The sequence below is a fragment of the Embleya sp. L77 genome, from assembly GCF_055557415.1.
The window spans coordinates 3,372,752-3,395,610 of record NZ_CM145709.1; the positions used below are offsets into that span (position 1 = coordinate 3,372,752).

Annotated in this window: 22 protein-coding genes; 14 read left to right on the forward strand and 8 right to left on the reverse strand. The window is 71.6% G+C overall.

The window, feature by feature from the left end; genetic code table 11:
* Nucleotides 1–73 precede the first annotated feature (73 nt).
* The 6 genes from ACZOOI_RS14390 to ACZOOI_RS14415 all read left to right on the forward strand — a co-directional run bounded on the left by ACZOOI_RS14390 (nucleotide 74) and on the right by ACZOOI_RS14415 (nucleotide 5,929).
* On the forward strand, nucleotides 74–850 hold the full coding sequence (locus ACZOOI_RS14390; RefSeq protein ID WP_465281008.1) for a hypothetical protein: 777 nt from the start codon (nucleotides 74–76) through the stop codon (nucleotides 848–850).
* 144 nt (nucleotides 851–994) lie between these two features.
* On the forward strand, nucleotides 995–1,807 hold the full coding sequence (locus ACZOOI_RS14395) for a hypothetical protein (RefSeq protein WP_465281009.1): 813 nt from the start codon (nucleotides 995–997) through the stop codon (nucleotides 1,805–1,807).
* 41 nt (nucleotides 1,808–1,848) lie between these two features.
* Complete coding sequence (locus ACZOOI_RS14400; RefSeq protein WP_465281010.1) at nucleotides 1,849–2,040, forward strand: hypothetical protein; 192 nt, start codon at nucleotides 1,849–1,851, stop codon at nucleotides 2,038–2,040.
* Nucleotides 2,041–2,067: 27 nt separating this feature from the next.
* Nucleotides 2,068–2,601, forward strand: coding sequence for a bacterial proteasome activator family protein (locus tag ACZOOI_RS14405; protein ID WP_026219578.1), 534 nt, complete (start codon nucleotides 2,068–2,070; stop codon nucleotides 2,599–2,601).
* A gap of 153 nt (nucleotides 2,602–2,754) precedes the next feature.
* Complete coding sequence (locus ACZOOI_RS14410; protein WP_465281011.1) at nucleotides 2,755–3,924, forward strand: protein kinase domain-containing protein; 1,170 nt, start codon at nucleotides 2,755–2,757, stop codon at nucleotides 3,922–3,924.
* 409 nt (nucleotides 3,925–4,333) lie between these two features.
* The gene (locus tag ACZOOI_RS14415) at nucleotides 4,334–5,929 is read left to right on the forward strand and encodes a protein kinase domain-containing protein (protein ID WP_465281012.1); all 1,596 of its coding nucleotides are present in this window, start codon (nucleotides 4,334–4,336) and stop codon (nucleotides 5,927–5,929) included.
* Between the two features lie 72 nt (nucleotides 5,930–6,001).
* Here ACZOOI_RS14415 and ACZOOI_RS14420 read toward each other — a convergent pair whose 3' ends face one another.
* The 4 genes from ACZOOI_RS14420 to ACZOOI_RS14435 form a co-directional block, all read right to left on the reverse strand.
* Nucleotides 6,002–6,976 (reverse strand): phosphotransferase, encoded by a 975-nt coding sequence (locus ACZOOI_RS14420; RefSeq protein WP_465281013.1) that lies wholly within the window; start codon nucleotides 6,974–6,976, stop codon nucleotides 6,002–6,004.
* 169 nt (nucleotides 6,977–7,145) lie between these two features.
* Nucleotides 7,146–7,949 carry an HAD family hydrolase gene (locus tag ACZOOI_RS14425; RefSeq protein WP_391587304.1) on the reverse strand — a complete coding sequence of 268 codons (804 nt, stop codon included), beginning with the start codon at nucleotides 7,947–7,949 and terminating at the stop codon, nucleotides 7,146–7,148.
* An 85-nt stretch (nucleotides 7,950–8,034) separates the two neighbouring features.
* Nucleotides 8,035–8,922: an LLM class flavin-dependent oxidoreductase gene (locus ACZOOI_RS14430; protein ID WP_465281014.1), complete on the reverse strand. Its 888-nt coding sequence runs from the start codon at nucleotides 8,920–8,922 to the stop codon at nucleotides 8,035–8,037.
* A gap of 59 nt (nucleotides 8,923–8,981) precedes the next feature.
* Complete coding sequence (locus tag ACZOOI_RS14435; RefSeq protein ID WP_465281015.1) at nucleotides 8,982–9,677, reverse strand: TetR/AcrR family transcriptional regulator; 696 nt, start codon at nucleotides 9,675–9,677, stop codon at nucleotides 8,982–8,984.
* A 193-nt stretch (nucleotides 9,678–9,870) separates the two neighbouring features.
* On the opposite strand from ACZOOI_RS14435, the gene ACZOOI_RS14440 reads away from it, so the two are divergent.
* From ACZOOI_RS14440 to ACZOOI_RS14460, 5 genes are all read left to right on the forward strand, one after another.
* Nucleotides 9,871–11,265 carry an MFS transporter gene (locus tag ACZOOI_RS14440; protein WP_465281193.1) on the forward strand — a complete coding sequence of 465 codons (1,395 nt, stop codon included), beginning with the start codon at nucleotides 9,871–9,873 and terminating at the stop codon, nucleotides 11,263–11,265.
* 241 nt (nucleotides 11,266–11,506) lie between these two features.
* Nucleotides 11,507–12,325 carry an alpha/beta hydrolase fold domain-containing protein gene (locus ACZOOI_RS14445; RefSeq protein ID WP_465281016.1) on the forward strand — a complete coding sequence of 273 codons (819 nt, stop codon included), beginning with the start codon at nucleotides 11,507–11,509 and terminating at the stop codon, nucleotides 12,323–12,325.
* Nucleotides 12,322–12,804, forward strand: coding sequence for a hypothetical protein (locus tag ACZOOI_RS14450; protein ID WP_465281017.1), 483 nt, complete (start codon nucleotides 12,322–12,324; stop codon nucleotides 12,802–12,804). The genes ACZOOI_RS14445 and ACZOOI_RS14450 overlap by 4 nt, the downstream gene beginning before the upstream one ends.
* Before the next feature lie 118 nt (nucleotides 12,805–12,922).
* Nucleotides 12,923–13,753 carry a FadR/GntR family transcriptional regulator gene (locus ACZOOI_RS14455; RefSeq protein ID WP_465281018.1) on the forward strand — a complete coding sequence of 277 codons (831 nt, stop codon included), beginning with the start codon at nucleotides 12,923–12,925 and terminating at the stop codon, nucleotides 13,751–13,753.
* Nucleotides 13,750–15,009: a CynX/NimT family MFS transporter gene (locus ACZOOI_RS14460; RefSeq protein ID WP_465281019.1), complete on the forward strand. Its 1,260-nt coding sequence runs from the start codon at nucleotides 13,750–13,752 to the stop codon at nucleotides 15,007–15,009. The genes ACZOOI_RS14455 and ACZOOI_RS14460 overlap by 4 nt, the downstream gene beginning before the upstream one ends.
* 109 nt (nucleotides 15,010–15,118) lie before the next feature.
* On the opposite strand, the gene ACZOOI_RS14465 is transcribed toward ACZOOI_RS14460, so the two are convergent.
* Entirely contained in the window at nucleotides 15,119–15,916 is a 798-nt protein-coding gene (locus tag ACZOOI_RS14465; RefSeq protein WP_465281020.1) for a Cof-type HAD-IIB family hydrolase, read from the reverse strand.
* Complete coding sequence (serS, locus tag ACZOOI_RS14470; RefSeq protein ID WP_396008074.1) at nucleotides 15,913–17,190, reverse strand: serine--tRNA ligase; 1,278 nt, start codon at nucleotides 17,188–17,190, stop codon at nucleotides 15,913–15,915. The genes ACZOOI_RS14465 and serS overlap by 4 nt, the downstream gene beginning before the upstream one ends.
* Nucleotides 17,191–17,292: 102 nt before the next feature.
* On the opposite strand from serS, the gene ACZOOI_RS14475 reads away from it, so the two are divergent.
* Both ACZOOI_RS14475 and ACZOOI_RS14480 read left to right on the forward strand, forming a co-directional pair.
* Nucleotides 17,293–18,108 (forward strand): phosphatase PAP2 family protein, encoded by an 816-nt coding sequence (locus tag ACZOOI_RS14475; RefSeq protein ID WP_465281021.1) that lies wholly within the window; start codon nucleotides 17,293–17,295, stop codon nucleotides 18,106–18,108.
* A gap of 30 nt (nucleotides 18,109–18,138) precedes the next feature.
* Nucleotides 18,139–19,785, forward strand: a complete 1,647-nt coding sequence (locus ACZOOI_RS14480) for a bifunctional phosphatase PAP2/diacylglycerol kinase family protein (RefSeq protein ID WP_465281022.1) — start codon at nucleotides 18,139–18,141, stop codon at nucleotides 19,783–19,785.
* Nucleotides 19,786–19,903: 118 nt separating this feature from the next.
* Here the strand turns inward: ACZOOI_RS14480 and pheA are convergent, their stop codons facing one another.
* Complete coding sequence (gene pheA / locus ACZOOI_RS14485) at nucleotides 19,904–20,851, reverse strand: prephenate dehydratase (protein ID WP_465281023.1); 948 nt, start codon at nucleotides 20,849–20,851, stop codon at nucleotides 19,904–19,906.
* 97 nt (nucleotides 20,852–20,948) lie between these two features.
* On the opposite strand from pheA, the gene ACZOOI_RS14490 reads away from it, so the two are divergent.
* Nucleotides 20,949–21,734 (forward strand): ABC transporter permease, encoded by a 786-nt coding sequence (locus ACZOOI_RS14490; protein ID WP_465281024.1) that lies wholly within the window; start codon nucleotides 20,949–20,951, stop codon nucleotides 21,732–21,734.
* Here ACZOOI_RS14490 and ACZOOI_RS14495 read toward each other — a convergent pair.
* Nucleotides 21,704–22,525, reverse strand: coding sequence for a BRO family protein (locus ACZOOI_RS14495; RefSeq protein WP_465281025.1), 822 nt, complete (start codon nucleotides 22,523–22,525; stop codon nucleotides 21,704–21,706). The two genes, ACZOOI_RS14490 and ACZOOI_RS14495, sit on opposite strands and share 31 nt — an antisense overlap.
* Nucleotides 22,526–22,859 lie beyond the last annotated feature (334 nt).

A 22,859-nucleotide genomic window follows, 5' to 3' on the forward strand; every position in this document is an offset into this window, starting at 1 on the left:
AAATCGGATGACCATCCCGGTGCGGCGAATGTCGCTGGATGGGTCTTTTGTCGATTTTCCTTAGTCTGGCGGCATGCCTACCCCCGGCGGCTTCGCACGTCGATTGGCTGCCGGGTGTGTGCTCGCGGCGGCCCTCGCCCTTTCCGGTGCCCCGGCCCTGACCGATGCGCTCGCCGGTGGGTCGGCGCTTCCCGGTGTCGCGTCGCCGGCTGCCGTCCCGGTCCGCGCGAGCGCGGCGTCCGCTCCCCCGCCCGCCCCGATCGGCGGGTCGCCGCCGGCGAGCGCCCCGACCGGCGACGCGGACGCGGCCGCCTCCCCACGCGGTCGGGCGCCGGCCGCGGCCGAACTGCACCCCGATCCACCGGTACACGGGCATGCGCCGGCCGAGCCCACCGGCCCGCCGAAGCCGGCCCCGGTCACGGACCCGCCGACGCAACAGGAGTGGGATCGATTCCTGGACCGGCTGGCCGCACACGGTGCCCGTCCGCTGACCGACGAGTCGGGCCGGGCGGTGCTCGACGTCGAGCACGAACTCCTGCTCACCGGGGGCACCGACGGCCTGGACGAACTCCGCTCCTGGGGGGCGGAGATCACCGAGGACGATCGGCCCGGGGTGTACGCCGTGCGCTCCGGCGGGCGAATCGTGGCGCGGTATCTGATCGAGTCCGACCCGAATGCCTCGACCGACGCCTCCACTCCTGTCACCCCTCCGGCCTTCGATGCGCCGTCCACGCTGCCCAGAACCGGTCCATCCGTTGTGAATTTGACTCTGATCGCCCTCGGAGGAGCCGGTATCGTCTGCGCCGGTGGACTGCTTGTCCGGTGTTTTCCGGCGACGCGACAACGCTGAGAGTCGCGACGGGCGTCGGTCCAGCCGGGCAGACTGTGTGTCTGGCGCATCGCGGATGAAGGGTGCAGGCTCGTCGAGGATGCGGATCGTGATACATCGGTACCTTCCGGAAACGTCCGACCGGTGGTGGGGGAAGGAGGCGTGATGTGGTCGATCGGCGGGTTTCACAGGCGGATACCGCTGGGCCCGACGATCATCGCGCTGACCCTCATCACGCTGCTCGTGCTCACGAACGTCTGCGGCTCCGGCCCCGGAATGCAGGCCCGGCACAACGGAGCCGGCCCCTCACCCGCGGGCATCCCACCGCAACTGCCCGCCCAGGACCAGAGCATCGAGGCGACCCCGGTGCCCTCCGGCGCCGCGCCCACGTCCGGCGGATCGCCGACCCCGAACGGACAGCCCGTCCCGGTGCCGACGGTCACCGTGACCGAGACGGTGACCGCACCGCCGGGGAACGCTCCCGCCTCGGGTGATCGGCCGGGAGACTCGCCCGCCACGCGGGCTCCCGGCGGGCAGTCCGGCGGATCCGGCGGCACCACCACGACGGCCGGCCCCGGCGGCGCCTCGCCGACCGCGCCGCCACCGCTGGGCCAGCGGTTCCGGGTGAGCGACCTGCGGCTCGGCGCCGACCGGGCGAACGGCTCCTGGGTGCGCTGCAACGGGATCGACCAGGTGGAGTTCCTCGGCACCGTGGTCGTGGACGGGCAGGGCCCCGGTGACGTGATCTTCCAGTGGGTATCCGATGTGCCGTTCACGATGACACCGGACATCCTGCACTTCACCGGTAGCGGCCCGCGTCAGCAGACCATTCCGCTCCCCTGGCGGATCCCGCCGCAACTCTTCGGCGAGGTGAGCGGGGTCGTGCAGCTGCTGATCCTGCAACCGGTCGCCAACGCCCAGACCGAGCGGTACACGTTCAACTTCAACTGCCGCAACGGGATCTCCAACGACCATTGACGACTGGCCCGTTCGCCGGCTGATCCGCTTTGGGGGTGGTCGTGCGGCGGGGCGAAAAGTCCGCCCTGTGGGACGTGATGTCCGCCGAGGCCGAGAGCCTGCCGCATGCCCCCGAACCGGTGATTCCGTGGTCGCAACCGGGCCTCGCGCTGATCGTGCCGCCGATCCTCGCGGCCCTGCTCGCGGCGCTTTTGACACGATCTCGCACAGTGGTGCGCGGCAGGACGGCATAACCTCTCGGCGCTCCTAGGATGAGATGCATGGATACGCCGAACAACGAAGCGAATGGTGAGAACCCGCAGGTGGTGATCGTCGGGCCGGATGGCATGGCGCTCGGTGGCGGCCTCGGTGAAGAGGGCGGTGAACTCGCGGTGACCGACATGGTCGAACAGCCCGCGAAGGTCATGCGCATCGGCAGCATGATCAAGCAGCTGCTGGAGGAGGTGCGCGCGGCTCCTCTCGACGAGGCGAGCCGGGTGCGACTCAAGGAGATCCACGCCAGCTCGATCAAGGAACTGGAGAAGGGGCTCGCCCCGGAACTGGTCGAGGAACTGGAGCGGCTCTCGCTCCCGTTCACGCACGACTCGGTGCCCAGCGAATCCGAACTGCGGATCGCGCAGGCGCAGCTCGTGGGTTGGCTGGAGGGCCTGTTCCACGGCATCCAGACCGCGTTGTTCGCACAGCAGATGGCGGCGCGCGCACAGCTGGAGACGATGCGTCGGGCCCTTCCGCCCGGCGTGGTCCCCGGCGGGCAGGGTGAGCCGCCGCACACCCAGTCGGGTCCCTACCTCTAGCGTTCCGGTAGGGGCGGTGCCGGTTGGCGCCGACCCGCTGCGCTCTCGTCGCGTCTCTGACAGGCTGTCGGCGATGCGACGGGAGCGCTTTCGGGTAGGTCGACGCGCACCGAGGTCGTGCGCGAGTGGTGCAGCGTGGAGGGCGGCCTGAGGGTGACCGTTTCGGGGGACCCGGCTCGGGCGAACGGGCGTGTCTTCGGCGGCGGGCGGTATCGCACCGGGCGCCGGATCGGCGGCGGTGGCATGGCCGTGGTGCACGAGGCGCACGACCTGATGCTCGATCGCATCGTCGCGGTCAAGCGGCTGCGCAGCGACCTGGCCGAGGACACCATCGCGCGTTCGCGGTTCGCCCGCGAGGCCGAGCACGCCGCCGCGCTGAACCACCCCACGATCGTCTCCGTGTTCGACACCGGTGCCGACCCGGGCGAGGACGGCGTGCTGGTGCCGTGGATCGTGATGGAGCTGATCCGGGGGCTGACCCTGCGTGATCTGCTGGAGGCACACGGTCCGGTGCCGTGGCCGCGTGCCCTGGCGATCACCGCGAAGGTGTTGGACGCGCTGGAGTACAGCCACGACCGCGGCCTGGTGCACCGCGACATCAAGCCGGTCAACGTGATGATCACGCCGAGCGGCGCGGTCAAGGTGATGGACTTCGGCATCGCCCGCGCGCTGTTCATCACCGACGGTGCGCTCACCGACCCCGGTCGGATCATGGGCACCCCGCAGTACTTCTCGCCCGAGCAGGCGTTCGGACACCCCGCGTCCACCCGCAGCGACCTGTACTCGGTGGGCTGCCTGCTGCACGAACTGCTGGTCGGCGTGCCGCCGTTCGACGGCGGTACGGCCGTGCACATCGCCTACCGGCACATGCGCGAGGAGCCGACCCCGCCGTCCGCGTACCGGCCCGACGTGCCCGCCGCGGTGGACGATCTGGTGCTGCACGCGCTGCGCAAGGATCCGCATCTGCGCTTCGACACCGCCGGGCGGATGCGCGAGGCGGTGCGCCGGATCCTGCCCGAGGACGTGTGGGACTCGGTCCTGTACGGCGCCGGCGTCCCGGCATCGCCGGCCGGACCGCCGGGTCCGGCGATGGCGGTGGGGCCGATGGGACAGCCGGGACCGGTGGGCCGGCGTCCGCAGCGTCCGCCCGGTGGTGGTCCGCCGTGGGCGCGGGTGATGTCCGGGTTCGGGCCCAGGGCCCGCTCGGCGGGCGCACACAGCGCACCGGGCGCGTACGGCCGCAGGAGCGGCGCGGGCGCGGCGTTCGCGGCGACCGTACTGGGCGTCCTGGCCGTGCTCGCATCGCTCCTGATGTTGCGCTGAACCGGATCCGCGCGGACGGGCCGGCCGGATCTCGCGGTGTGTGCCGGCGCACCCGGGGAAGGCATCGGCCGGGGATCCGGAATCCCGTTACGATGGGCTCTTCACCCGGGAGTACCGCTGATCCCGGTATCGTTTCGGGACTTGAAGCGAGGATGCACCACATTTCATCTGCACTTCGGCGCGGGCTCACGCCCGGACGCCACGTGAGGGGACTGTCGAGGATGATCGCCGAGTCCCCGGCCACAACCCTGACGCCCGAATCGGCGTGCCTTTGTGGCCGGCTGATCGTTGGAACCGTCGTGCTCCCCCGCTCCCGTGGTGTTTTCCGCTCCGACCTGCTCGCGGCGGACTCCATCGCCCCAGTTCGGCGGCCCCGGGCGGGCCGCCCCGACGTGCAGGGCGAGGAGCGATGACCCCGCCGAAGGGACCGGACGACCGTGAGGCGTCCGGCACACAGGTGAAGACGGTCGGATCCGGCCGCTACGAGCTCGGTCGCCAGCTCGGTCGTGGCGGCATGGCCGAGGTGTTGATGGCCCACGACGTACGGCTGGGCCGTACCGTCGCGGTCAAGACGCTGCGCCCGGACCTCGCGCAGGACCCGGTGGCCCGCTCCCGGTTCGGCCGCGAGGCGCAGAACGCGGCATCGCTCAACCACCCCGCGATCGTGTCGGTCTACGACACGGGCGAGGACCGGGTCGGCGACGAGCTGGTGCCGTTCATCGTGATGGAGTGCGTCGAGGGTCGGACGGTGCGGGAACTGCTCGGCGAGGGCAACCCCATACCGCTGGAGCAGGCGCTTCGGGTCACCGAGGGGATCCTGGAGGCGCTGGAGTACAGCCACCGGCACGGCATCATCCACCGCGACATCAAGCCCGCGAACGTGATCATCACCAACTCGGGCGCGGTCAAGGTGATGGACTTCGGCATCGCCCGCGCGATGCACAGCGCGGCAACCACGATGACCCAGACCGGCATGGTCATGGGCACGCCGCAGTACCTGTCGCCGGAGCAGGCCCTGGGCCGGACCGTGGACGCGCGCAGCGACCTGTACTCCAGCGGTTGTCTGCTCTACGAACTGCTCGCGCTGCGTCCGCCGTTCAACGGTGACACGCCGCTGTCGGTGGTGTACCAGCACGTCCAGGACGACCCGCGGCCGCCGTCGATGATGGATCCGCGGGTGCCCCCGCACCTGGACGCGATCGCGTTGAAGGCGCTGGCGAAGAACCCCGACGACCGGTACCAGACCGCCGACGAGATGCGGATGGACATCCGCCGTGCGCTGGCCGGTCAGCAGGTCTCGGTCGTGGTCCCGCCGCGGGTGCCGACCCAGCAGGGTCAGCGACCCGAGTTCGGTTCGTGGAGCCAGGTCGCCACCGGTGCGGCCGCGGCCTCGGCGCACACCGGCTCGGCCGAGGCCACCGCGGCGATGCCGCCGCTCGCGGGAGGCACCGCCACCGGGGCGGCGGTGCCCGGGCAGGGCGCCAACGACGGCGGCACCGGCCCGCTGCCGATCCTGCCGCAGGAGCCGCCGCACAAGCGCCGAGTGCCGCTCTACCTGATGGCCGCGATCGCGGTGATCCTGGTCGTGGTCGGGGCGGTGTTCCTGGTCAAGGGGATGCAGAAGGACGACGACAGTCCGACGACGACGGACAAGAAGCCCGTTGCGCCGGTGACCAACGACGGTGGCGCACAACCCGGGATGAGCAACCAGCCCATTCCGAGCGGCAAGGCGACGGCGACTACGATCCCGTCCAACTCGACGCCGACGTGGCGTGGTGGGTCATCGGCGACCGCCAACAACACGCGGGACCCGGGCGGGACGAGTTCGGGCCAGTCGCACGCGCCGACCTCGCCCCCGCCGACCAAGCCGTCCGAGACGTCGCGAGCGACCAATCCGGCGACCACGCAGCCGGGTACGACCAAGGGCGGCGGCGAGACGAAGCCGGCGGACCCGGTCGGCGGCGGCGCGGGCAATCCGGGCGGCGGCAGCGGCACGACCCCCTGATCCGAGGATGCGAGAAACCCGCGTGCGCCACGCTCCGTGGCGCACGCGGGTTTCCGCGTACCGGGGCCGGGTTCAGCCCAGGAACGCCTTCAGGACCTCGTCGTAGGCCATCGTCCACCACACGATCAGCGCGGCGGAGGCGGGGAACAGCGGGGCGCACCGCGGGTCGTGTTCGAGGTAGTGCCGGGTGAGCATCCAGAAGTCGTTCAGCCGTTCCCACCACAGTCGGTGCACGGCGGCGGCGAGTTGGGTGGGTCCCGGATCGACCACACCGCGGTACCCGGCCACGAAGCCGCGCACCCGATCGAGGTCGAGGGTGCCCGAGATCGGGTCGGTGAAGAAGATCAGGGCGGCCCGGACCAGTTCCTCGGTGTCGGGCAGTGCGGCGAGCCGGTCCCAATCGATGATCGCCACCGGCTCGTTGCCCCGGTACAGCAGGTTCAGCGGGTGGAAATCGCCGTGCACGTAGCCGGTCCGCGGCGCCTCGTGGTCGCGTGGTCGCCGGTGCGCGTGCCGTAGGAGCATCGCGCGTCGTTCGATCAGGCGCAATTCGGCGAGCCGGTCGAACGCGTCGGTCGCGGCTCGGGCCCGGATCCGGGTGAGCAGGCGTTCGACGGTGGCCAACGATTCGTGCGGGTCGGCCGTGGGCACCAGCAGCGGCTGCTGCACGGGCGGGAGCAGCTTGGGCAACATCACGTGCACGCCGCCGAGCAGCGCGCCCACCCGGGCACAGCCGCGGGCGTCGAGATCGGTGCCGCGTCGGTGGATGCCGTCCACCCAGGGATACAGCGCGAACCAGCGGCCGCGCGAGGTGAACACGGTGCGCCCGCGCCGGTCCGCCACCGGCGGGATCGCGGGTATCCCGCAGCCGGCGAGCCGTTGGGTGATGCGGTGCTGGAAGCGGATGGTGTCGGGTCGTTGGTCCAGATAGTGCTTGAGAAACCAGCGTCCCCTGGTGGTGACGACCTCGTAGCCTCGGTTGAGGAGGCCCTCGGCGATGGGCCGGAACGAGAGAGCCTTGCCGACCCGGTAGCGGTCGATCGTCACAGCCAGTGGGGACCCTGGCCGAGAGGGGGAGTACACGGCGTCAATCTATGTCACGGAAAGCAATAGAGTGACTACTCTGTGCAACCTTCACGCGTAAGCGTGTCTTTGATGTCACGCGTTCGGGGAGGCGGCTGGTGCGTACACCGATACCGGCAGGAGTCGGCCCGGCTCAACCGAACAACTTTTCCAGCACCTGGGCGACGCCGTCCTCCTGATTGCTCCCGGTATGCCGGGCCACCGCGGCCAGCACGTCGGGGTGCGCGTTGGCCACCGCGTACGCCTGTCCGGCCCAGGCCAACAGTGGCAGATCGTTGGGCATGTCGCCGAACGCCACCACGTCCTCGGTGCGGATGCCGCGCTGCGCGCAGAACCAGGCCAGGGTGCTGGCCTTGCTGATCCCCAGCGCGCTGATCTCCACCAGGGCGATCGCGGACGAGTGGGTGAACTCCGCGTACGCGCCGGCCCGGTCGCGGGCCAGCGCGAGGAAGACGTCCGGGTCCAGGCTGTGGTGCCGGGCGAGCAGCTTGAGCACCGGACCGGTGAGCAGTTCCTCGACCGGACCGACCGCGTGCACGATCGACACGTCGCGCTCCAGCGCGGGGTAGTCCGGCTCGTGCATGAAGCCGGTCTCGGTCTCCACCGCGAAGGACACGTCCGGCACCGCCTCGCGGAGCAGCCGGGTGACCTTGCGGGCCGCGGTCACATCCATCGTGTGGGTGCCCACCACACGCTCGGCCCGCAGGTCGTACACGACCGCGCCGTTGCCGCAGATGGCCAGGCCGTGGTGGCCGGTGACCTCGGCGACACGGCTCATCCAGCGCGGCGGCCGGCCGGTCACGAAGACCACCTCCGCGCCCGCCGCCTCGACGAGTTCCAGTGCGGCGAGGGTGCGTGCGGAGATGGACCCGTCGTCGCGCACGATGGTGCCGTCGAGGTCGGTGGCCACTAGGCGTGGGCGATTCGTGATCGTCACGGGTACATCCTCGCTCAGAAACGATCCGTCGAGTCCGCGGGGCCGGGCCGAGCGCTCGGGCGGCCGGCGGGCCGGGTCGGATCGCTCAGTCGAGTTGGCGCAGCCCGTCGGTCGCGATGCGTTCGAAGACAGCCTGGTCGGCGGCGAAGACCGAATCGGGCACCGGCCAGTGCAGCACCAGTTCGGTGATGCCCAACTCGCGGTAGCGGCCCGCGTAGTCGACGAACGCGTCCACCGAATCCAGCGGTCGCTCCTGGGTCGAGCCCTGGAGCAGGACCTTCGCCAAGTCCTCGGGCTTGCGGCCCTCGGCCGCGCAGGCGTCGGAGAGCCGTTCGAGCTGTTCGGCGATCACGGCCGGGCAGTCCCGGGCCGCGGTGGTCCCGGCATCGCGGGGGTCGCCGTAGGTGATCCAGCCCTCGCCGTGCCGCGCGGTCAGCCGCATGCCTCGGGGACCGGTGGCCGCGATGTACATCGGCACCCGGGGCCGCTGCCGGCTGCTCGGGATCATCCGCACGTCGTTCGCGGTGTAGTAGGTGCCCTCCTGGGTCACCGCCGGTTCGCTGAGCAACCGGTCCAGCAGCGGGACGAACTCGGCGAGCCGGTCGGCCCGCTCGCGCGGGGACCACGGCTGCCCGCCCAGGGCGGTGGCGTCGAAGCCGGTGCCGCCGGCGCCGATGCCGGCGATCAACCGACCACTGGAGATGTCGTCGATGGCCGCGAGGTCCTTGGCGAGGGTGACCGGGTGCCGGAAGTTGGGCGAAGTGACCATCGTGCCCAGGCGCAGCCGCTCGGTGGCCGTGGCGGCCGCGGTGAGGGTGGGCACCGCGCCGAACCACGGACGTTCGCGGAAGCTGCGCCAGGACAGGTGGTCGTAGGTGTACGCGGCGTGAAAGCCGAGGTCTTCGGCGCGACGCCACACCTTCCGGCCCTCGGTCCAGCGGTGGATCGGGAGGATCACAGTGCTCAAACGCATCAGTCGACCATACGTGCCCGGGCATGGCGCTCCCGCGGACGGTCCGGCACGGCTCTCGGTCAGCGCACGTACGCCCCGGCCCGGGCCGCCGCCGCGGCGGCCGCCGCGGCGCACTCCGCGCTCGCCTCGTCCAGCGGATCGCCGCTCGCCAGCAGTCGGTAGTACAGCGGCGCCGACACCGCCCGGATCACCTCGTGCGGGTCCGTTCCCGCCGGCACCTCGCCGCGGGCGATCGCGGCCTCCACGCACGGCGCCCACTCCTTGATCCGGGTCGCGTAGAACGCGTGCAACGCGGCGGAGGTACGGGGGTCGCAGGTCGCGGCCGCGATCACCGCCTTGAACAGTGCGCCCTGCCGCTCGTCGGTGAGCGTGCGGCGCACCAGGTGTGCGTTGGCGCGCAGATCGCCGAGCAGCGATCCGGTCTCGGTGCGCGACACCGAGCTCTCGGCCATGTCCGCCAGCAGGTCTGCGACGAGTGCGGTGGTGCTGCCCCAGCGCCGGTAGACGGTGGTCTTGCCGACCTCGGCGCGCTGCGCGACGTCGGCCAGGTCCAGGCCGGCGAAGCCGTGCCGGGCGAGCGCGTCCCCGGCCGCGCGCAGCACCGCCTCGCGGACCCGGGCGGTGCGCCCGCCGGGGCGGACCGTGCCGGGGTCGGCCGGGCCGTCGACCGGCTCCGGGCCGTGCTCGGGGGTGTGCTCCGCGATGTGCTCGGCAGGGCCGGGAGGGGGATCGCCGGCGAGACCGTCCGGATTCATAACGGGACTCCTGTTCCATTAAGTCGATCCAGCGTGTTACCTTCGAGCATCTTAACGGGAAATCAGACCCGTTAGAGCATCTCGGGAGATTCAGATGTCCACGCTCGAGCACGGCACCCGTCCCCTCGCGTCCCCACCCGCCGCTCCGCCTGCTGCTCCGCCCGCCGCCCCGTCCGTACCGACCGGGGATCGGATGACCGGTCGGCAGAAGCTGATCCTCACCCTCCTCCTGGGCGCCCAGTTCATGATCGCGGTGGACTTCTCGATTCTGAACGTCGCACTGCCCGTGGTCGGCGAGGGCCTCGGCTTCTCGCTGAACAACCTGCAGTGGGTGGCCACCGCCTTCGCGCTCACCGCCGCCGGCTTCACCCTGCTCTTCGGCCGGATCGCGGACCTGTTCGGCCGCAAGCGACTGTTCCTGGGCGGCATGGCCCTGCTCGGCGCGTCCTCCGCGCTCGGCGGCTTCGCCACATCGCCCGAGATGTTGCTGACCGCCCGGGTGCTCCAGGGGCTGGCCACCGCGGCGGTGACCCCGGCCGGCCTGTCGCTGCTGACCACCGCGTTCAAGGAGGGCCCGCTGCGGGACAGGGCGCTGGGCCTGAACGGCGCGCTGATGTCGGCCGGCTTCACCGCGGGCGCGGTGCTGGGCGGCCTGCTCACCGACATGTTGTCGTGGCGCTGGGCCTTCTTCGTCAACGTGCCCGTGGCCGCGCTGGTGCTGATCCTGGCGCCGTCCGTGATCACCGACGCCCGGCCGGCCCACCGGCCCCGGCTCGACGTGCCCGGTGCGGTCGCGGTCACCGGCGGCCTGCTGGCCCTGGTCTTCGGCCTGACCCGGGCCGGCGCCGAGGGCTGGGGCGAACCCGCCACCCTCGGGGCGCTGGTCGCCGGCGCCGTGCTCCTGGTCGCCTTCTGGTTCATCGAGCAGCGCTCCGCCTCGCCGCTGGTCCCGGTCGGCATCATGAAGCGCCGCTCGGTGCTCTGGGGCAACGTGTCCGGCCTGATCGCGTTCGTCACCGAGACCTCGCTGGTCTTCCTGCTCACGCTCTACCTCCAGGAGGTCCTGGACTACTCGCCGCTGGCCACGGGGCTGGCGTTCGGCGTGCTGGGCATCGGCACGGTCCTCGGCGGCACCCTCGGCGGCCGGGCGGTGAGCCGGTTCGGCACCCGCACCACGATCGTCGCGGGCGGTGTCGTCCAGGCCCTGGCCACCCTGTCGCTGGTCGCCCTCGGCAGCTCCGGCGGCTGGATCTGGCTGTTGCTCGCGGCGACCTTCGTCGGCGGTGTGGGCAACATGCTGATGATCGTGGGCTTCATGGTCACCGCGACCTCCGGCCTGCCGGACGCCGAGCAGGGGCTGGCCACCGGTCTGGCCACGATGACCCAGCAGGTGGGCATCACGATGGGCATCCCGATCATGAGCGCGATCGCCACCGCGCGGATGAGCTCGCTCGGCAGCACCGGGCCCGACGCTGTCCTGTCCGGAGTCGCCGTGGCGATCCTGGTCGACTCGGCCCTGGTCCTGCTCGGCGCGCTGCTGGCGGGCCTGTTCCTGGCCCCGCGGCGGACCGGGCGGACGACGAGCTGAGCGCCGCCCGACGGTGGCCACCGGCGGGCCGCCGACAGCCCGACGGTCGACGGCCCGGCCGCCTCGATCCCCAGCCTGCCTTGCTCGCGCCGGAGTTGCCCGAGCCGGCCGGGCCGCGCCGAGCCACCGCGAGCCGCCCGGGCCGCGCCGAGTCACCGAGTCACCCGGGCCGTGCCGAGCCGGCACAAGCAGCCCGAGCCGCCGCGATCGACCGACGACGAGCAGACCGAGGAGATCCGTCATGACCGCGACCGACACCACCTTCGACACCCTGCCGCCGGCGATCACCATTCCCGGTGCCGACCACGACGTCCCGGTCCGGATCTTCCCCGGCGGCCCCGGCTCGGCCGGCCTCCTGGTCTGGGCGCACGGCGGGAGTTGGCGCTCGGGGGCCACCGCGGGCTGGGCGCCGGCGCTGACCCAGCTGGCCCGGATCGGCTCGACCACGGTGGTCGGCGTCGACTACCGGTTGGCCCCCGAACACCCGCACCCCGCCGCCCTGCTCGACGTGCTCACCGTGCTGGACTGGGCCCGGGACCGGGCGGGCGCCGAGCCGATCTCGGTCGGCGGGGACAGCGCGGGCGCCACGATCGCCGCGTCCGCCGCCCTGGCCCGGCGCGCCCCGGACCGCCCGCTCACCGCGCAGGTGCTCGCCTATCCGCCGATCGATCCCGGCCGCCGGGCCGAGTCCTACCACAGCCGACCGGGGGCCTTCCCGTCCCGGGCCGCGCTGGGCTCGGCCTGGCGGGCGTACCGGGGGCAGGCGTCGATCCACCCGGCCGCCGTCGGTGCGCGCCCCCTGTACAGCACCCCGCATGAGGCCGCCGACCTCGCCGGAGCCGCCCCCGCGATCCTCGCGGTCGGCTCGCTCGACCCGGTCGTGGACGACGTCCGCGCCTACGCCGGGCGGCTGCGGGCCGCCGGTGTCCCGGTCGACTGGCACGAACCCGCCGGCACCGGGCACGGCGCCTTCCTGACCGACCCGACCTTCCGGCACCGGCTGGGCACCGCGTACGCGGCGGCCCACCGCGGCGCCCGACCCACCCGGAGGATGCGATGAGCAACACCGCCCTGCTTCGGCACTTCGCCGACCTGCGCGACGGCACCCACGGCGACGCGGTCTCCCGAACGGACCGGGAAGAGCTGTTCCGCGCGGCCGTCGTGCTGCTCGACCCGTACGCCCACCGGGCGCTCGCGGACCTGGACACCGACCTGCTGATGGGCACCGGCGAGTACACCGCCACCGGCGTGCGACGCGCTCGGGACGGCGGTCTGGAGGCGGTCTGGGCGCTGTCCTGGCCACAGCAGCGGGCGGCCGGCCTCGCGCCGATCATCCTGCGGGCGACCTACGGCACGGGCTTCCACCACCCGCACCTGCGCGGCGGAACGGTGGGCGAATGGCCGCTGAACGTGTTCACCCCCGAACAGGCCGCCGAGGAATTGCCCACGCTGCGCGCGATCGCCGCGGCCGACCTGCACAACCTGGTGTTCCTGCGGGACTTCCGGATCGTTCCGGCCACGACGGCCCCGCGGCCGTGAGCACGGTGAACACACCGGCCCGAGGGGTCGTGGGCGCCGGCGTTCTCCGACAGCGATCGCGTGCACTGTGCAGCTACTTGTAGGATGACTGGGCAACCCTATGAATTCGGGAGAGTCCATGTCGCTCCAGGCAGCCGGTAGACGTTCCCTCGTCGACGATGCGATCGACCAGCTCCGCGCCCAACTGACCGCCGGCACCTGGCCGATCGGCGCCCGCATTCCCAGTGAGAGCGTGATCGCCGAACGGCTCCGGGTCGGCCGGAACACCGTGCGCGAGGCCATCCGCGTGCTCGTGCACGCCGGGATGCTGGAGTCGCGCCAGGGCGACGGGACCTACGTACGCTCCATCACCGACCCCGGTGACCTGGTCCGCCGGATCGAGCACGCCGACCTGCGGGACATCTTCGAGATGCGCCGCGCACTGGACGTGGAGGCCGCCCGGCTCGCCGCCCAGCGCCGCAACGCCGAGGACCTGGACCGGATCCGCCGCGCGCTGACCCGCCGCGGCGCGGCCGACGGCAGTGCGGACAGCCCCGAGCCGCACCACTTCGACCGGGGCGAGCCGGCCGAGGGCGAGTTGGACGACCTGGTCGAACAGGACGTGGCCTTCCACACCGCGATCGCGATCGCGTCGCACAACGCGGCGATGGTCTCCACCTACCGCTGGTTCAGCGACTCGTTGTGGCGCAGCATCCGCACGGTGGTCGGCGACGGCACCCTCCCGGACGCGTCGCACGCCCTGCACGTGGCGCTGGCCGACGCGATCGAGGCGAGCGATCCGGACGCGGCCGAGCAGGCCGTGCGACGAATCCTCGAACCCGCCGTGATCGCCCTCGACGCACTGCTGCACGACCCGACGGGGCACGGGCCGACGGGGCACGGGCCCACGAAGCACCGGCCGACGGAGCACCACCCGACGGAGCACGACCCGATGGAGCACGACGCATGAGCACGACCGAGCTGCGCATACCCCCGACCGGCGGGACGGCCCGCGGCACCGCGCGGGCGACCGGCGGCGCACTGCTGCTCGCCGGCATCGTGCTGATCGCGCTCAACATGCGGGCCGGACTCTCCAGCGTGTCCCCGCTCGTGGGCGAACTGCGCGACGTGTTCCACCTGTCCGCGACCACCGGCAGCCTGATCACCGCGATACCGGTGCTGTTCCTGGGCCTGATCTCGCCGCTCGCGCCGATCGCGGCACGCCGGCACGGCACCGAACTCGTGCTGCTCGGCGCGCTGATCGTGATCGGCGTCGGGATCCTGCTGCGGACGATTCCGGACCTGACCGCGCTGTTCGCGGGCGGCGCCCTGGTCGGCGCCGGGATCGCGGTGCTGAACGTGCTGATGCCGGGCGTGGTCAAGCGCGAGTTCCCGCACCGGGCGGCGGCGATGATCGGCGTGTACAGCGCCGCCATGGTGTTCGGCGCCGCGGTCTCGGCGGGCGCGACGGTGCCGCTGGAGAACGCGATGGGGCACGGCTGGCAGCCGGCACTCGGCATCTGGGCGCTGCTCGCCTTCGCGGCGGTGGCGGTCTGGCTGCCGCACGTGCGCCGTCGGCGCGGGACCTTCGCGGCGGCGATGCCGCACGTGCCCGGCCTGTGGAAGTCGTCGTTGGCCTGGCTGGTCACCGGGTTCATGGGCCTGCAGTCGCTGCTGTTCTACGTACTGCTGGCCTGGATGCCGACCATCCTCACCGACAACGGGATGAGCAAGGGCACCGCGGCGACGATCTTCGCGTTCAACACGTTCGTCCAGATTCCGGCCTCGCTCGCGGGATCGATCATCGCCGGCCGGATGCGGAACCAGAGCCCGCTGGTGTTCGGCTCGGTCGGCCTGATCGCGGCCGGCTACGCGGGGCTGATGGTCGCGCCCACGGGCGGGGCGTGGGTGTGGGCGGTGCTCCTGGGGCTCGGACAGGGCGGCGCGGTGTCGCTCGCGCTGACCCTGATCGTGCTGCGCTCGCCGGATCCGAACACGGCCGCGCAGTTGCCCGGGATGGCGCAGGCGGTCGGCTATGTGTTCGCCGCGTTCGGGCCGTTGGCCGCCGGTGCGCTCCATCAGGCCACGGACGGGTGGACGGTGCCGATCGTGCTGATGCTCGTGTTGTCCGCCTGTGCGCTCGCCTGTGGGGTGGGCGCGTCGCGGCCGGTGCACGTACGCGTGGCGCGGGAGGTTGTTGCGCCCGGCCGCCCACCCGTTACGTGAGGTGGGGTTGCTGCGGATTCGGGCATCGGGGCGGGTGATCGCGGCCTCGCGGCCAGGCGACGGGCACGGGTTGTGCGGCCGGCGCCGACATCCGGTTCGGATCTCCGGTTCAGATGTCGGGGAACAGGCGTTCCAGGACCACCGCGACGCCGTCGTCCATGTTGGACAGGGTCACCTCGTCCGCGACGGCGAGCAGTTCGGCGTGCGCGTTGGCCATGGCCACGCCGTGGGCGGCCCACTTGAACATGGTGACGTCGTTGGGCATGTCGCCGAACGCGATGGTGTCGGCGGCCTTGACGCCCAGCTTGCGCGCGGCCAGGGACAGGCCGATCGCCTTGCTCAGGCCCAGCGGCAGCAGCTCGACGATGCCCGTCCCGGCGTGCGTGACGTCCACCAGACCGGTGCAGATCTTGCGCGCGCACGCGGTCAGCCGGTCGTCGTCGTAGTCGGCGTGGTACAGGTAGAGCTTGAGGATCGGCTCCGTCCACAGCTCGTCGCGGTCTTGGACCACGTGTACCGGCAACACCGACTCGTACCGGTAGCCGCGCTCCACGACGACCTCGCCGGCCAACCCGTCCCGGCTGACCGCGAACCGTACGTCGCCCAGTTCCTCGGTCAGCCGCTCGGTGGCCAGTCTGGCCAGCCTTCGGTCCAGCGTGACCGACGTGAGCAGCCGTTGCTCGCCCGCGTGGTAGACCTGCGCGCCCTGGCCGCACACCGCGAGCCCCCGGTAGCCGAGCGCCTCGAACACCGGACGCGTCCAGGCCACCGCGCGACCGGTCACTATCACGTGCTTCGCACCGGCCGCGGTGACCCGGGCCAGCGCCGCGCGGTTGCGTGCCGAGATGGTGTGGTCCGCGCGCAGGAGCGTGCCGTCCAGGTCGGTGGCGACCAGGGAGAAGGTCACGCCTGCACCGGTTCCAGCACCTCACGGCCGCCGAGGAAGGGACGCAGCGCCTGCGGGACGACCACCGAGCCGTCCGACTGCTGGTGGTTCTCCAGGATCGCCACGATCGTGCGTGGCACCGCGCACAGCGTGCCGTTGAGCGTGGCCAGCGGACGGGTGCCCTGCTCGTCGCGCATCCGCACGTGGAGCCGGCGGGCCTGGAACTCGGTGCAGTTCGAGGTCGAGGTGACCTCGCGGTACTTGCCCTGCGTCGGGATCCACGCCTCGATGTCGAACTTGCGCGCGGCCGAGGCGCCCAGGTCGCCGGAGGCGACGTCGATCACCCGGTAGGGAAGTTCGAGCCGGTTCAGGAACTCCTTCTCCCACGCCACCAGGCGCCGGTGCTCGGCCTCGGCCTCCTCCGGCGCGACGAAGCAGAACATCTCCACCTTGTCGAACTGGTGCACGCGGATGATGCCGCGCGTGTCCTTGCCGTACGTGCCGGCCTCGCGGCGGAAGCACGGCGAGAAGCCGGCGTAGCGCAGCGGCAGTTCGGCGGCCGGGATGATCTCGTCCATGTGGTAGGCGGCGAGCGGGACCTCGGCCGTGCCCACGAGGTAGTAGTCGTCCGCTTCGAGGTGGAACACGTTCTCCGCGGCCTGGCCGAGGAAGCCGGTGCCCTCCATCGCGTGCGGACGCACCAGCGCGGGCGTCAACATCGGCGTGAAGCCGGCCTCGGTCGCCTGCGCGATCGCCATGTTGACCAGCGCGAGTTCGAGCAGCGCACCGATGCCGGTCAGGTAGTAGAAGCGCGACCCGGACACCTTCGCGGCCCGCTCGACGTCGATCGCCTTGAGCATCCGGCCCAACTCGACGTGGTCGCGCGGCTCGAAGCCCTCGGCCGCGAAGTCGCGCGGGGTGCCGATCTCCTCGAGTGTGACGAAGTCCTCTTCGCCACCGACCGGCGCGTCCGGGTCGATCAGGTTGGCCAGCGCCTTGAGCAGCCGATCGGTCTCGGCCTTGGCCTCGGCCTGCTCGGCGTCGGCGGTCTTGACCTCGGCGGCCAGCGTCTGGGCCCGGGTCAGCAGTTCCTGCCGCTCGTCGCCCTTGGCCTTGGAGACCTGCTTGCCGATCGACTTCTGCTCGTTGCGCAGCGCGTCGAACCGGGAGCCGGACGAGCGGCGGAGCTCGTCCGCCGCGAGCAGCGCATCGACGATGGTCTCGTCCTCGCCGCGGGCGCGCTGCGAAGCGCGGACACGGTCGGGATCCTCACGGAGCAGTCGCAGGTCGATCACGTCCAAAGACTACCGGGGCCCCGCCAACGGATTTCGCGAGTCCGGCGAACCCGACGGCGCCCAAACGGATGTGTCGGCCGGAATCCGGGCTAAGAATGAGAGATGACCTCCACTCCCACCTGGACCAGGAAGCGCCTCGACCCGGACCGGCGATTCGGCCTCAGGATGACCCTGGTCGCGCTTGCGCTGCTGGTGGGCGCCCTCCCGTTCGGATTGCTTGCGCTGTTGGTGGAGACCAAGTGGTCGCCGCTGCTCGACCTGGACAAGGACGTGGCGACCGGACTCAACGACTGGGTCCGCGAGCACCCCGGCTGGCAACACGCGCTGCGGATTCTCAGCGACTGGATCTGGGATCCGAACATGTACCGCCTCCTGGTGGCGATCATGTGCGGATGGCTCTGGTGGCGCGGTGCCCGCCGACTGGTGGTGTGGGCGGTGGTCACCGTGGTGGTCGGCGGCCTGCTCGGCGCGGGGTTCAAGCTCGTGTTCACCCGGGCCCGGCCGAATCTGCCCAATCCGGTCGACCATGCCGGCGGCTGGTCCTTCCCGTCCGGGCACGCGCTGATGGGCGTGATCGGCCCGGGTGTGCTGCTGCTGGCGCTGTTGCCGCTGATTCCGCGGGTGTGGCGGCCGCTCGCCTGGGTGGTCGCGATCGCCTCGGCGGTCGGTGTCGGGTTCACCCGGGTCGCGCTCGGCGTGCATTACGTCACGGACGTGGTCGGCGGCTGGGTGCTCGGCCTGATAGTGCTCGCCGCGACCTCGGCGGTCTTCGAATGGTGGCGCCGTGACGCCGGACTGCGGGACGTGGACGCGACCGAGGAGGGCCTCGAACCGGAGATCGAAGGGCACGATCAGGATCCGGAGATTTCGCACATTCGACCCGCAACCGACGGGGACTCCTCGGATCGGCGGAACTGAAGGATCGGCGGCCGGGTAAGAATGTCGGTCATGCTGACCGAAGCAGGACGGTTCCTGCGCCGTATCGTCCTGCCCCTTGCCATATTGACCTTCGTCATGATCGGCCTCGGTCTGCTGATCACCAAGTCCCTCGACGGTGTCTGGCCGTTCACGATCGAGGACGACCTCGACCGCACCTTCGCCGACCATCGCTCGGACGGCTGGAACGACCTCACCGACGTGTTCTCCACGCTGGCCGACACCGGTGTGATCATCGCCACCACGCTGCTCGCGGCCGTGGTGGCCCGGATCGTCGGCCACTCCTGGCGCGGCCCGATGTTCCTGGCCTGCGCGGTGGCCGGTCAGGCACTGGTGTTCTTCGTCGTGCAACTCTTCGTCTCGCGCGATCGCCCGGACGTCCCGCGCCTGGACGCGGCGGCCGCGACGTCGAGCTTCCCGTCCGGGCATACCGGCGCCGCGTTCGCGCTGTACGGCGGGCTGGCGGTGCTGCTCGCGAGCCGGCTGCGCGGGCGCTGGCCCACCGTCCTGGTGTGGGTGCTGCTCGGCGCGATACCGCTCGCGGTGGCCGGGAGCCGGATGTACCGCGGCATGCACCACCCCAGCGACGTGCTGATGTCGATGTTGTACGCGAGCGTCGTGCTGGTGGTGATGAACCGCGCACTGCTGTCCCCGAAGTCGGTCTGGGGGTACGGGTCCCGGCGGCGCGAGGCGCCGCAGGGGGCCGACGGCGGGTTGCCGCGCGCGGCACTGGTGGTCAACCCGATCAAGCTCGACATCGCCGAGTCGCGCACCCGGATCGACCGGATCATGCACGACGCCGGGTGGGCCCCGCCGCTGTGGCTGGAGACGACGGTGCTCGATCCGGGCGCCGGGGTGACCGCGAAGGCACTGGCCGAGGGGGTGGACCTGGTCATCGCGGCGGGCGGCGACGGCACGATCCGCGAGTGCGCGGGCGCGCTGGCCGGTACGGACACCCCGCTCGCGGTGATCCCGGCGGGCACCGGCAACCTGCTCGCGCGCAACCTCGGTCTGCCGATCGACATCGCCGACGCGTTGCACGTGGCGATGCACGGGCAGGACCGCCGGATCGACCTGGGCACGGTGGACCCGGACGACGAACTCGCCGGCACGGCGGGCGCCGAACCGCGCTGCTTCACCGCGATGGCCGGCATCGGCCTGGACGCGGCGATGGTCGCGGACGCGCCGGACGCGCTCAAGAAGAAGGTCGGATGGCCGGCGTACGTGGTCTCCGCTGCCCGACACCTGCGTGATCGGCGGATGCGGGTGACGCTGACCGTGGACGACGGCGAGCCGATCCGGCGCCGGGCTCGGATGGTGCTGGTGGGCAACGTCGGCGCGCTCCAGGCCGGCATGCAGTTGTTGCCGGGAGCGGTGCCGGACGACGGGCTGCTGGACGTGGTGGTGTTCGCGCCGTACGGGATGACCGGTTGGGCGCACGCCACGGTCCGGGTGATAGGCCGGCGCCGCGATCAGGAGCCGGCCGTGGTGCCGGTCAAGCAGCAACGGCTGCGCCCGATCGAGCACTTCACCGGCCGACGGGTGCTGATCGAGACCGATCGGCCGGAGCCGCGCGAGTTGGACGGCGATCCGATCGGGCCCGGCACGCGGCTCGCGGTGCGGATCCGGCCGGGCTCGCTCACGGTGCGTGTGCCCTGAAGGCCCGCGGGGGGCGTGCCCCGGGGGCTCACGGTGGGTTGGGCCGGGGGCTGCCGGCGGGTGGGTGCCGAAGGCTCGTGGTGCGGGTGCCCTCGGGAGTTGTCGGCGCCGTACCGACTCAGATGCCGCCGCCGCGCGCGCGGGCCAGCCATTCGCTCGCGTTGGCGAATTCGGCGTCCGAGGTGCCGCGGCGCAGTTGCGGGCGGACCCGGTCGGCGCGCGGATAGGACCCCAGGAAGCGCACCGCCGCGCACACCCGCCGCAGCCCCATCAGCGCCTCGCCGACCCGGGCGTCGGCGACATGGCCCTCGGCGTCGATCGAGAAGAAGTAGTGCCCGAGCCCGTCCCCGGTCGGCCGCGACTCGATCCGGGTCAGGTTGACGCCGCGAACCGCGAACTCCTGGAGGATCTCCAGAAGCGCGCCCGGGTGGTCGTCCACGATGTACGCCACCACGGTGGTGCGGTCGGCGCCGGTGGGTGCGGTGGGGCGGTCCGGGCGCTCGACCAGGACGAAGCGGGTGACCGCGCCCTCGACGTCGTGGATGTCGGTGACCAGCGGCACCAGGCCGTACGGCCCGGCCGCGAACTCGCCGGCCAGGGCCGCGTCGTAGCGGCCCTCCTGGACCAGGCGGGCGGCGTCGGCGTTGGACGCGGACGAGAACCAGTGCGCGTCGGGCAGGTTGGTCGAGAGCCAATTGCGCACCTGCGGCTGCGCGTGCGAGTGACTGGAGATGGTCTTGATGTCCGCCAGGGTCACCCCGGGACGCACCAGCAGCGCGAACGCGATCGGCAGCAGGACCTCGGCGGTGATCACGAGCGGGGCACCCGTGGCCAGTTCGTCCAGCGTGATGGACACGGCACCTTCGACCGAGTTCTCCAGCGCGACCACCGCGCCGTCGGCGTCGCCGCGGCGGACCGCGTCCAAGGCGACGGGCACCGACTCCATCGGGGTGACCTCGGCGTGCTCCGCGCCCGGCAGCATGCGCAGGGCGGCCTCGGTAAAGGTGCCCGCGGGGCCGAGGTAGGTCCAGCGGGGCGCGGCGGCGGGCGTGCGGGCGTCGGACATGTCGTCACTGTACTGAGCCGGCCGGCGTGCTTCGGTCGTGTTCCGTGCTGTGGACGGTCGCGGTGCGCGGTACCGCCGGGAGGGTGAGGCTGGGCCTGTGGAAAACGCCGCGACGCTGCTGCCGGTGACCCCCACCCTGGGGATTGTCGCCGTGCTGCTCCTGCTTGCCGCGACGGCGGTCGCGGGCGCGGCGAGACTGGGCCACGGCCGGGCGGTCGTGGTGTCCGGGCTCCGGGCGGCGGGGCAGTTGCTCGCCGTGTCGTTCGTCATCACACACGTGGTGGATCGGCTCGGCTTCGCGGCCCTGTTCGTGGTGATGATGTACACCGTCGCGGCCCTGACGGCGGCCGGGCGGGTGACCGCGAACCGACGGTTGTTCTGGCCCGCGGTTCCGATCGTGACGGCCACTGGGCCGACCCTGGTGCTGCTGTGGGCGACGGGTCTGCTGCCGGCCAGGGGCATCGTGCTGATCCCGATCGCGGGCATCCTGATCGGCGGCGCGATGACCGCGACGGTGCTGGCGGGACGGCGGGCGCTGGAGGAGTTGGCACAGCGCCGCGGTGAGGTCGAAGCCGCTCTGACCTTGGGTTTCACCGATCGCGACGCGGCGATGGAGATCTGCCGGCCGGTCGCGTCCGGGGCGATGATCCCGGCCCTGGACCAGACCAGGACGGTGGGGTTGGTGACCCTGCCGGGGGCCTTCGTGGGCATGCTGCTCGGCGGGGCGACACCGCTGCAGGCGGGGGCGGTGCAGCTGTTCGTGCTGATCGCGCTGCTTCAGGTCCAGGCGGTTGCGGTCGCCCTGACCATCGAGTTGGCGGCGCGGGGGCGGCTGGTGCGGACGGAGCCGGGTCAGGGGCGCACGGGCGGCTCGGGCACGTAGCGGTAGGTCTGGCCGCGCACCGCCGAGCGCATGGTCGAGTCGCTCACGCCGTGCTCGCGGGCGAGCCGGTACACGGACACCCCGTCCCGGGCCCGACGCCGACACGCGGCCACGACCTCGGGGGTGAGCCGACGTCGATCACCGGCTGTGGGTTGATCCACCGGCCTGTGGATAACCCTGTGGAAATCGCTGTGGAGAACTTGGTCGGGGCTGTGGGTTTCCGAGGTGGGAGGGGTTGTGTGAGGAGTATCTGTGGACAACGCGCCGCCCGCCGACTCGAACCGGCCGGTGAGACGGGCGACGGCCATGGTGTTGATCTCGACGGCCTTGGTGAGGTCGCCGGTGCGGGCGGCGAGATCGGTGATCGACCCGATCGCACGCGACAGCAGCGCATCCATGTTTTCGCTGGTGGCGGGGGTGTAGCGGCCGGTGCGGCGGATGGTGGGGAGGACGTCGTGGGTGACCCAGCGGCGGAAGGGTTTGGCCTCAGGCTTGTTGCTGCGCAGGATCAGTGTGTAGAGGCCTGACTCACTGACGAAGGTCATGTTCGGATTGCCCCGATTAATTCCGTAAGGTTTTCTTACGCTATTCGCCTGACCTGCGGTTTTGCTGACAACAACCGTCATCTTCTCGTCCGGGTCGAGCACGCTGACCGCTGCGCGCGAGTTGCTGTGCTCCAAGACCTCACACACGTCGATCGCGCAGAACCATGGATCGCCGGCGACCATCACGACGCGCACCTGGCTGCTGCCGGCGAACGTGAAAATCTCAACGGAGTCGTCGGTGCTCATCCCCACCCCTTGTGCATCTTGATCGCATCATCCGAATTGCCCGAATAATTCCGTGTCGAATTGACACGGTATTCGCCTGACCTGCGGTTTTGCGGACGATTGGTGACCCCGGCGATGCGCTGCCAGTCGCTGCGGTGCCACTGCTTCGAGGGGCCCGCGTGTCCCCCGAACGGCTTATCGCGTTCGCCCATACGTGTGAACGAGCGTGGGGCGGCCGGGTTACGCCCCGGTTGGTGGGTCTGTTCGCCCTTGGGGGATTCGCGGGGTCGGGCGGCCATGGGCTGGTTTTCGGTGGGTATCGTTTGACTCCATTGCGTGAACAAACGGCCACTGG

Excerpts from the sequence above, each read along its gene's own strand:
- ACZOOI_RS14495 (WP_465281025.1), bottom strand. The coding sequence starts at position 22,525 with ATGAGCACCGACGACTCCGTTGAGATTTTCACGTTCGCCGGCAGCAGC.
- ACZOOI_RS14390 (WP_465281008.1), top strand. The coding sequence starts at position 74 with ATGCCTACCCCCGGCGGCTTCGCACGTCGATTGGCTGCCGGGTGTGTG.
- pheA (WP_465281023.1), bottom strand. The coding sequence starts at position 20,851 with ATGTCCGACGCCCGCACGCCCGCCGCCGCGCCCCGCTGGACCTACCTC.
- ACZOOI_RS14430 (WP_465281014.1), bottom strand. The coding sequence starts at position 8,922 with ATGCGTTTGAGCACTGTGATCCTCCCGATCCACCGCTGGACCGAGGGC.
- ACZOOI_RS14405 (WP_026219578.1), top strand. The coding sequence starts at position 2,068 with ATGGATACGCCGAACAACGAAGCGAATGGTGAGAACCCGCAGGTGGTG.
- ACZOOI_RS14445 (WP_465281016.1), top strand. The coding sequence starts at position 11,507 with ATGACCGCGACCGACACCACCTTCGACACCCTGCCGCCGGCGATCACC.
- ACZOOI_RS14475 (WP_465281021.1), top strand. The coding sequence starts at position 17,293 with ATGACCTCCACTCCCACCTGGACCAGGAAGCGCCTCGACCCGGACCGG.
- ACZOOI_RS14435 (WP_465281015.1), bottom strand. The coding sequence starts at position 9,677 with ATGAATCCGGACGGTCTCGCCGGCGATCCCCCTCCCGGCCCTGCCGAG.
- ACZOOI_RS14455 (WP_465281018.1), top strand. The coding sequence starts at position 12,923 with ATGTCGCTCCAGGCAGCCGGTAGACGTTCCCTCGTCGACGATGCGATC.
- ACZOOI_RS14460 (WP_465281019.1), top strand. The coding sequence starts at position 13,750 with ATGAGCACGACCGAGCTGCGCATACCCCCGACCGGCGGGACGGCCCGC.
- ACZOOI_RS14450 (WP_465281017.1), top strand. The coding sequence starts at position 12,322 with ATGAGCAACACCGCCCTGCTTCGGCACTTCGCCGACCTGCGCGACGGC.
- ACZOOI_RS14480 (WP_465281022.1), top strand. The coding sequence starts at position 18,139 with ATGCTGACCGAAGCAGGACGGTTCCTGCGCCGTATCGTCCTGCCCCTT.
- ACZOOI_RS14395 (WP_465281009.1), top strand. The coding sequence starts at position 995 with ATGTGGTCGATCGGCGGGTTTCACAGGCGGATACCGCTGGGCCCGACG.
- ACZOOI_RS14440 (WP_465281193.1), top strand. The coding sequence starts at position 9,871 with ATGACCGGTCGGCAGAAGCTGATCCTCACCCTCCTCCTGGGCGCCCAG.
- ACZOOI_RS14415 (WP_465281012.1), top strand. The coding sequence starts at position 4,334 with ATGACCCCGCCGAAGGGACCGGACGACCGTGAGGCGTCCGGCACACAG.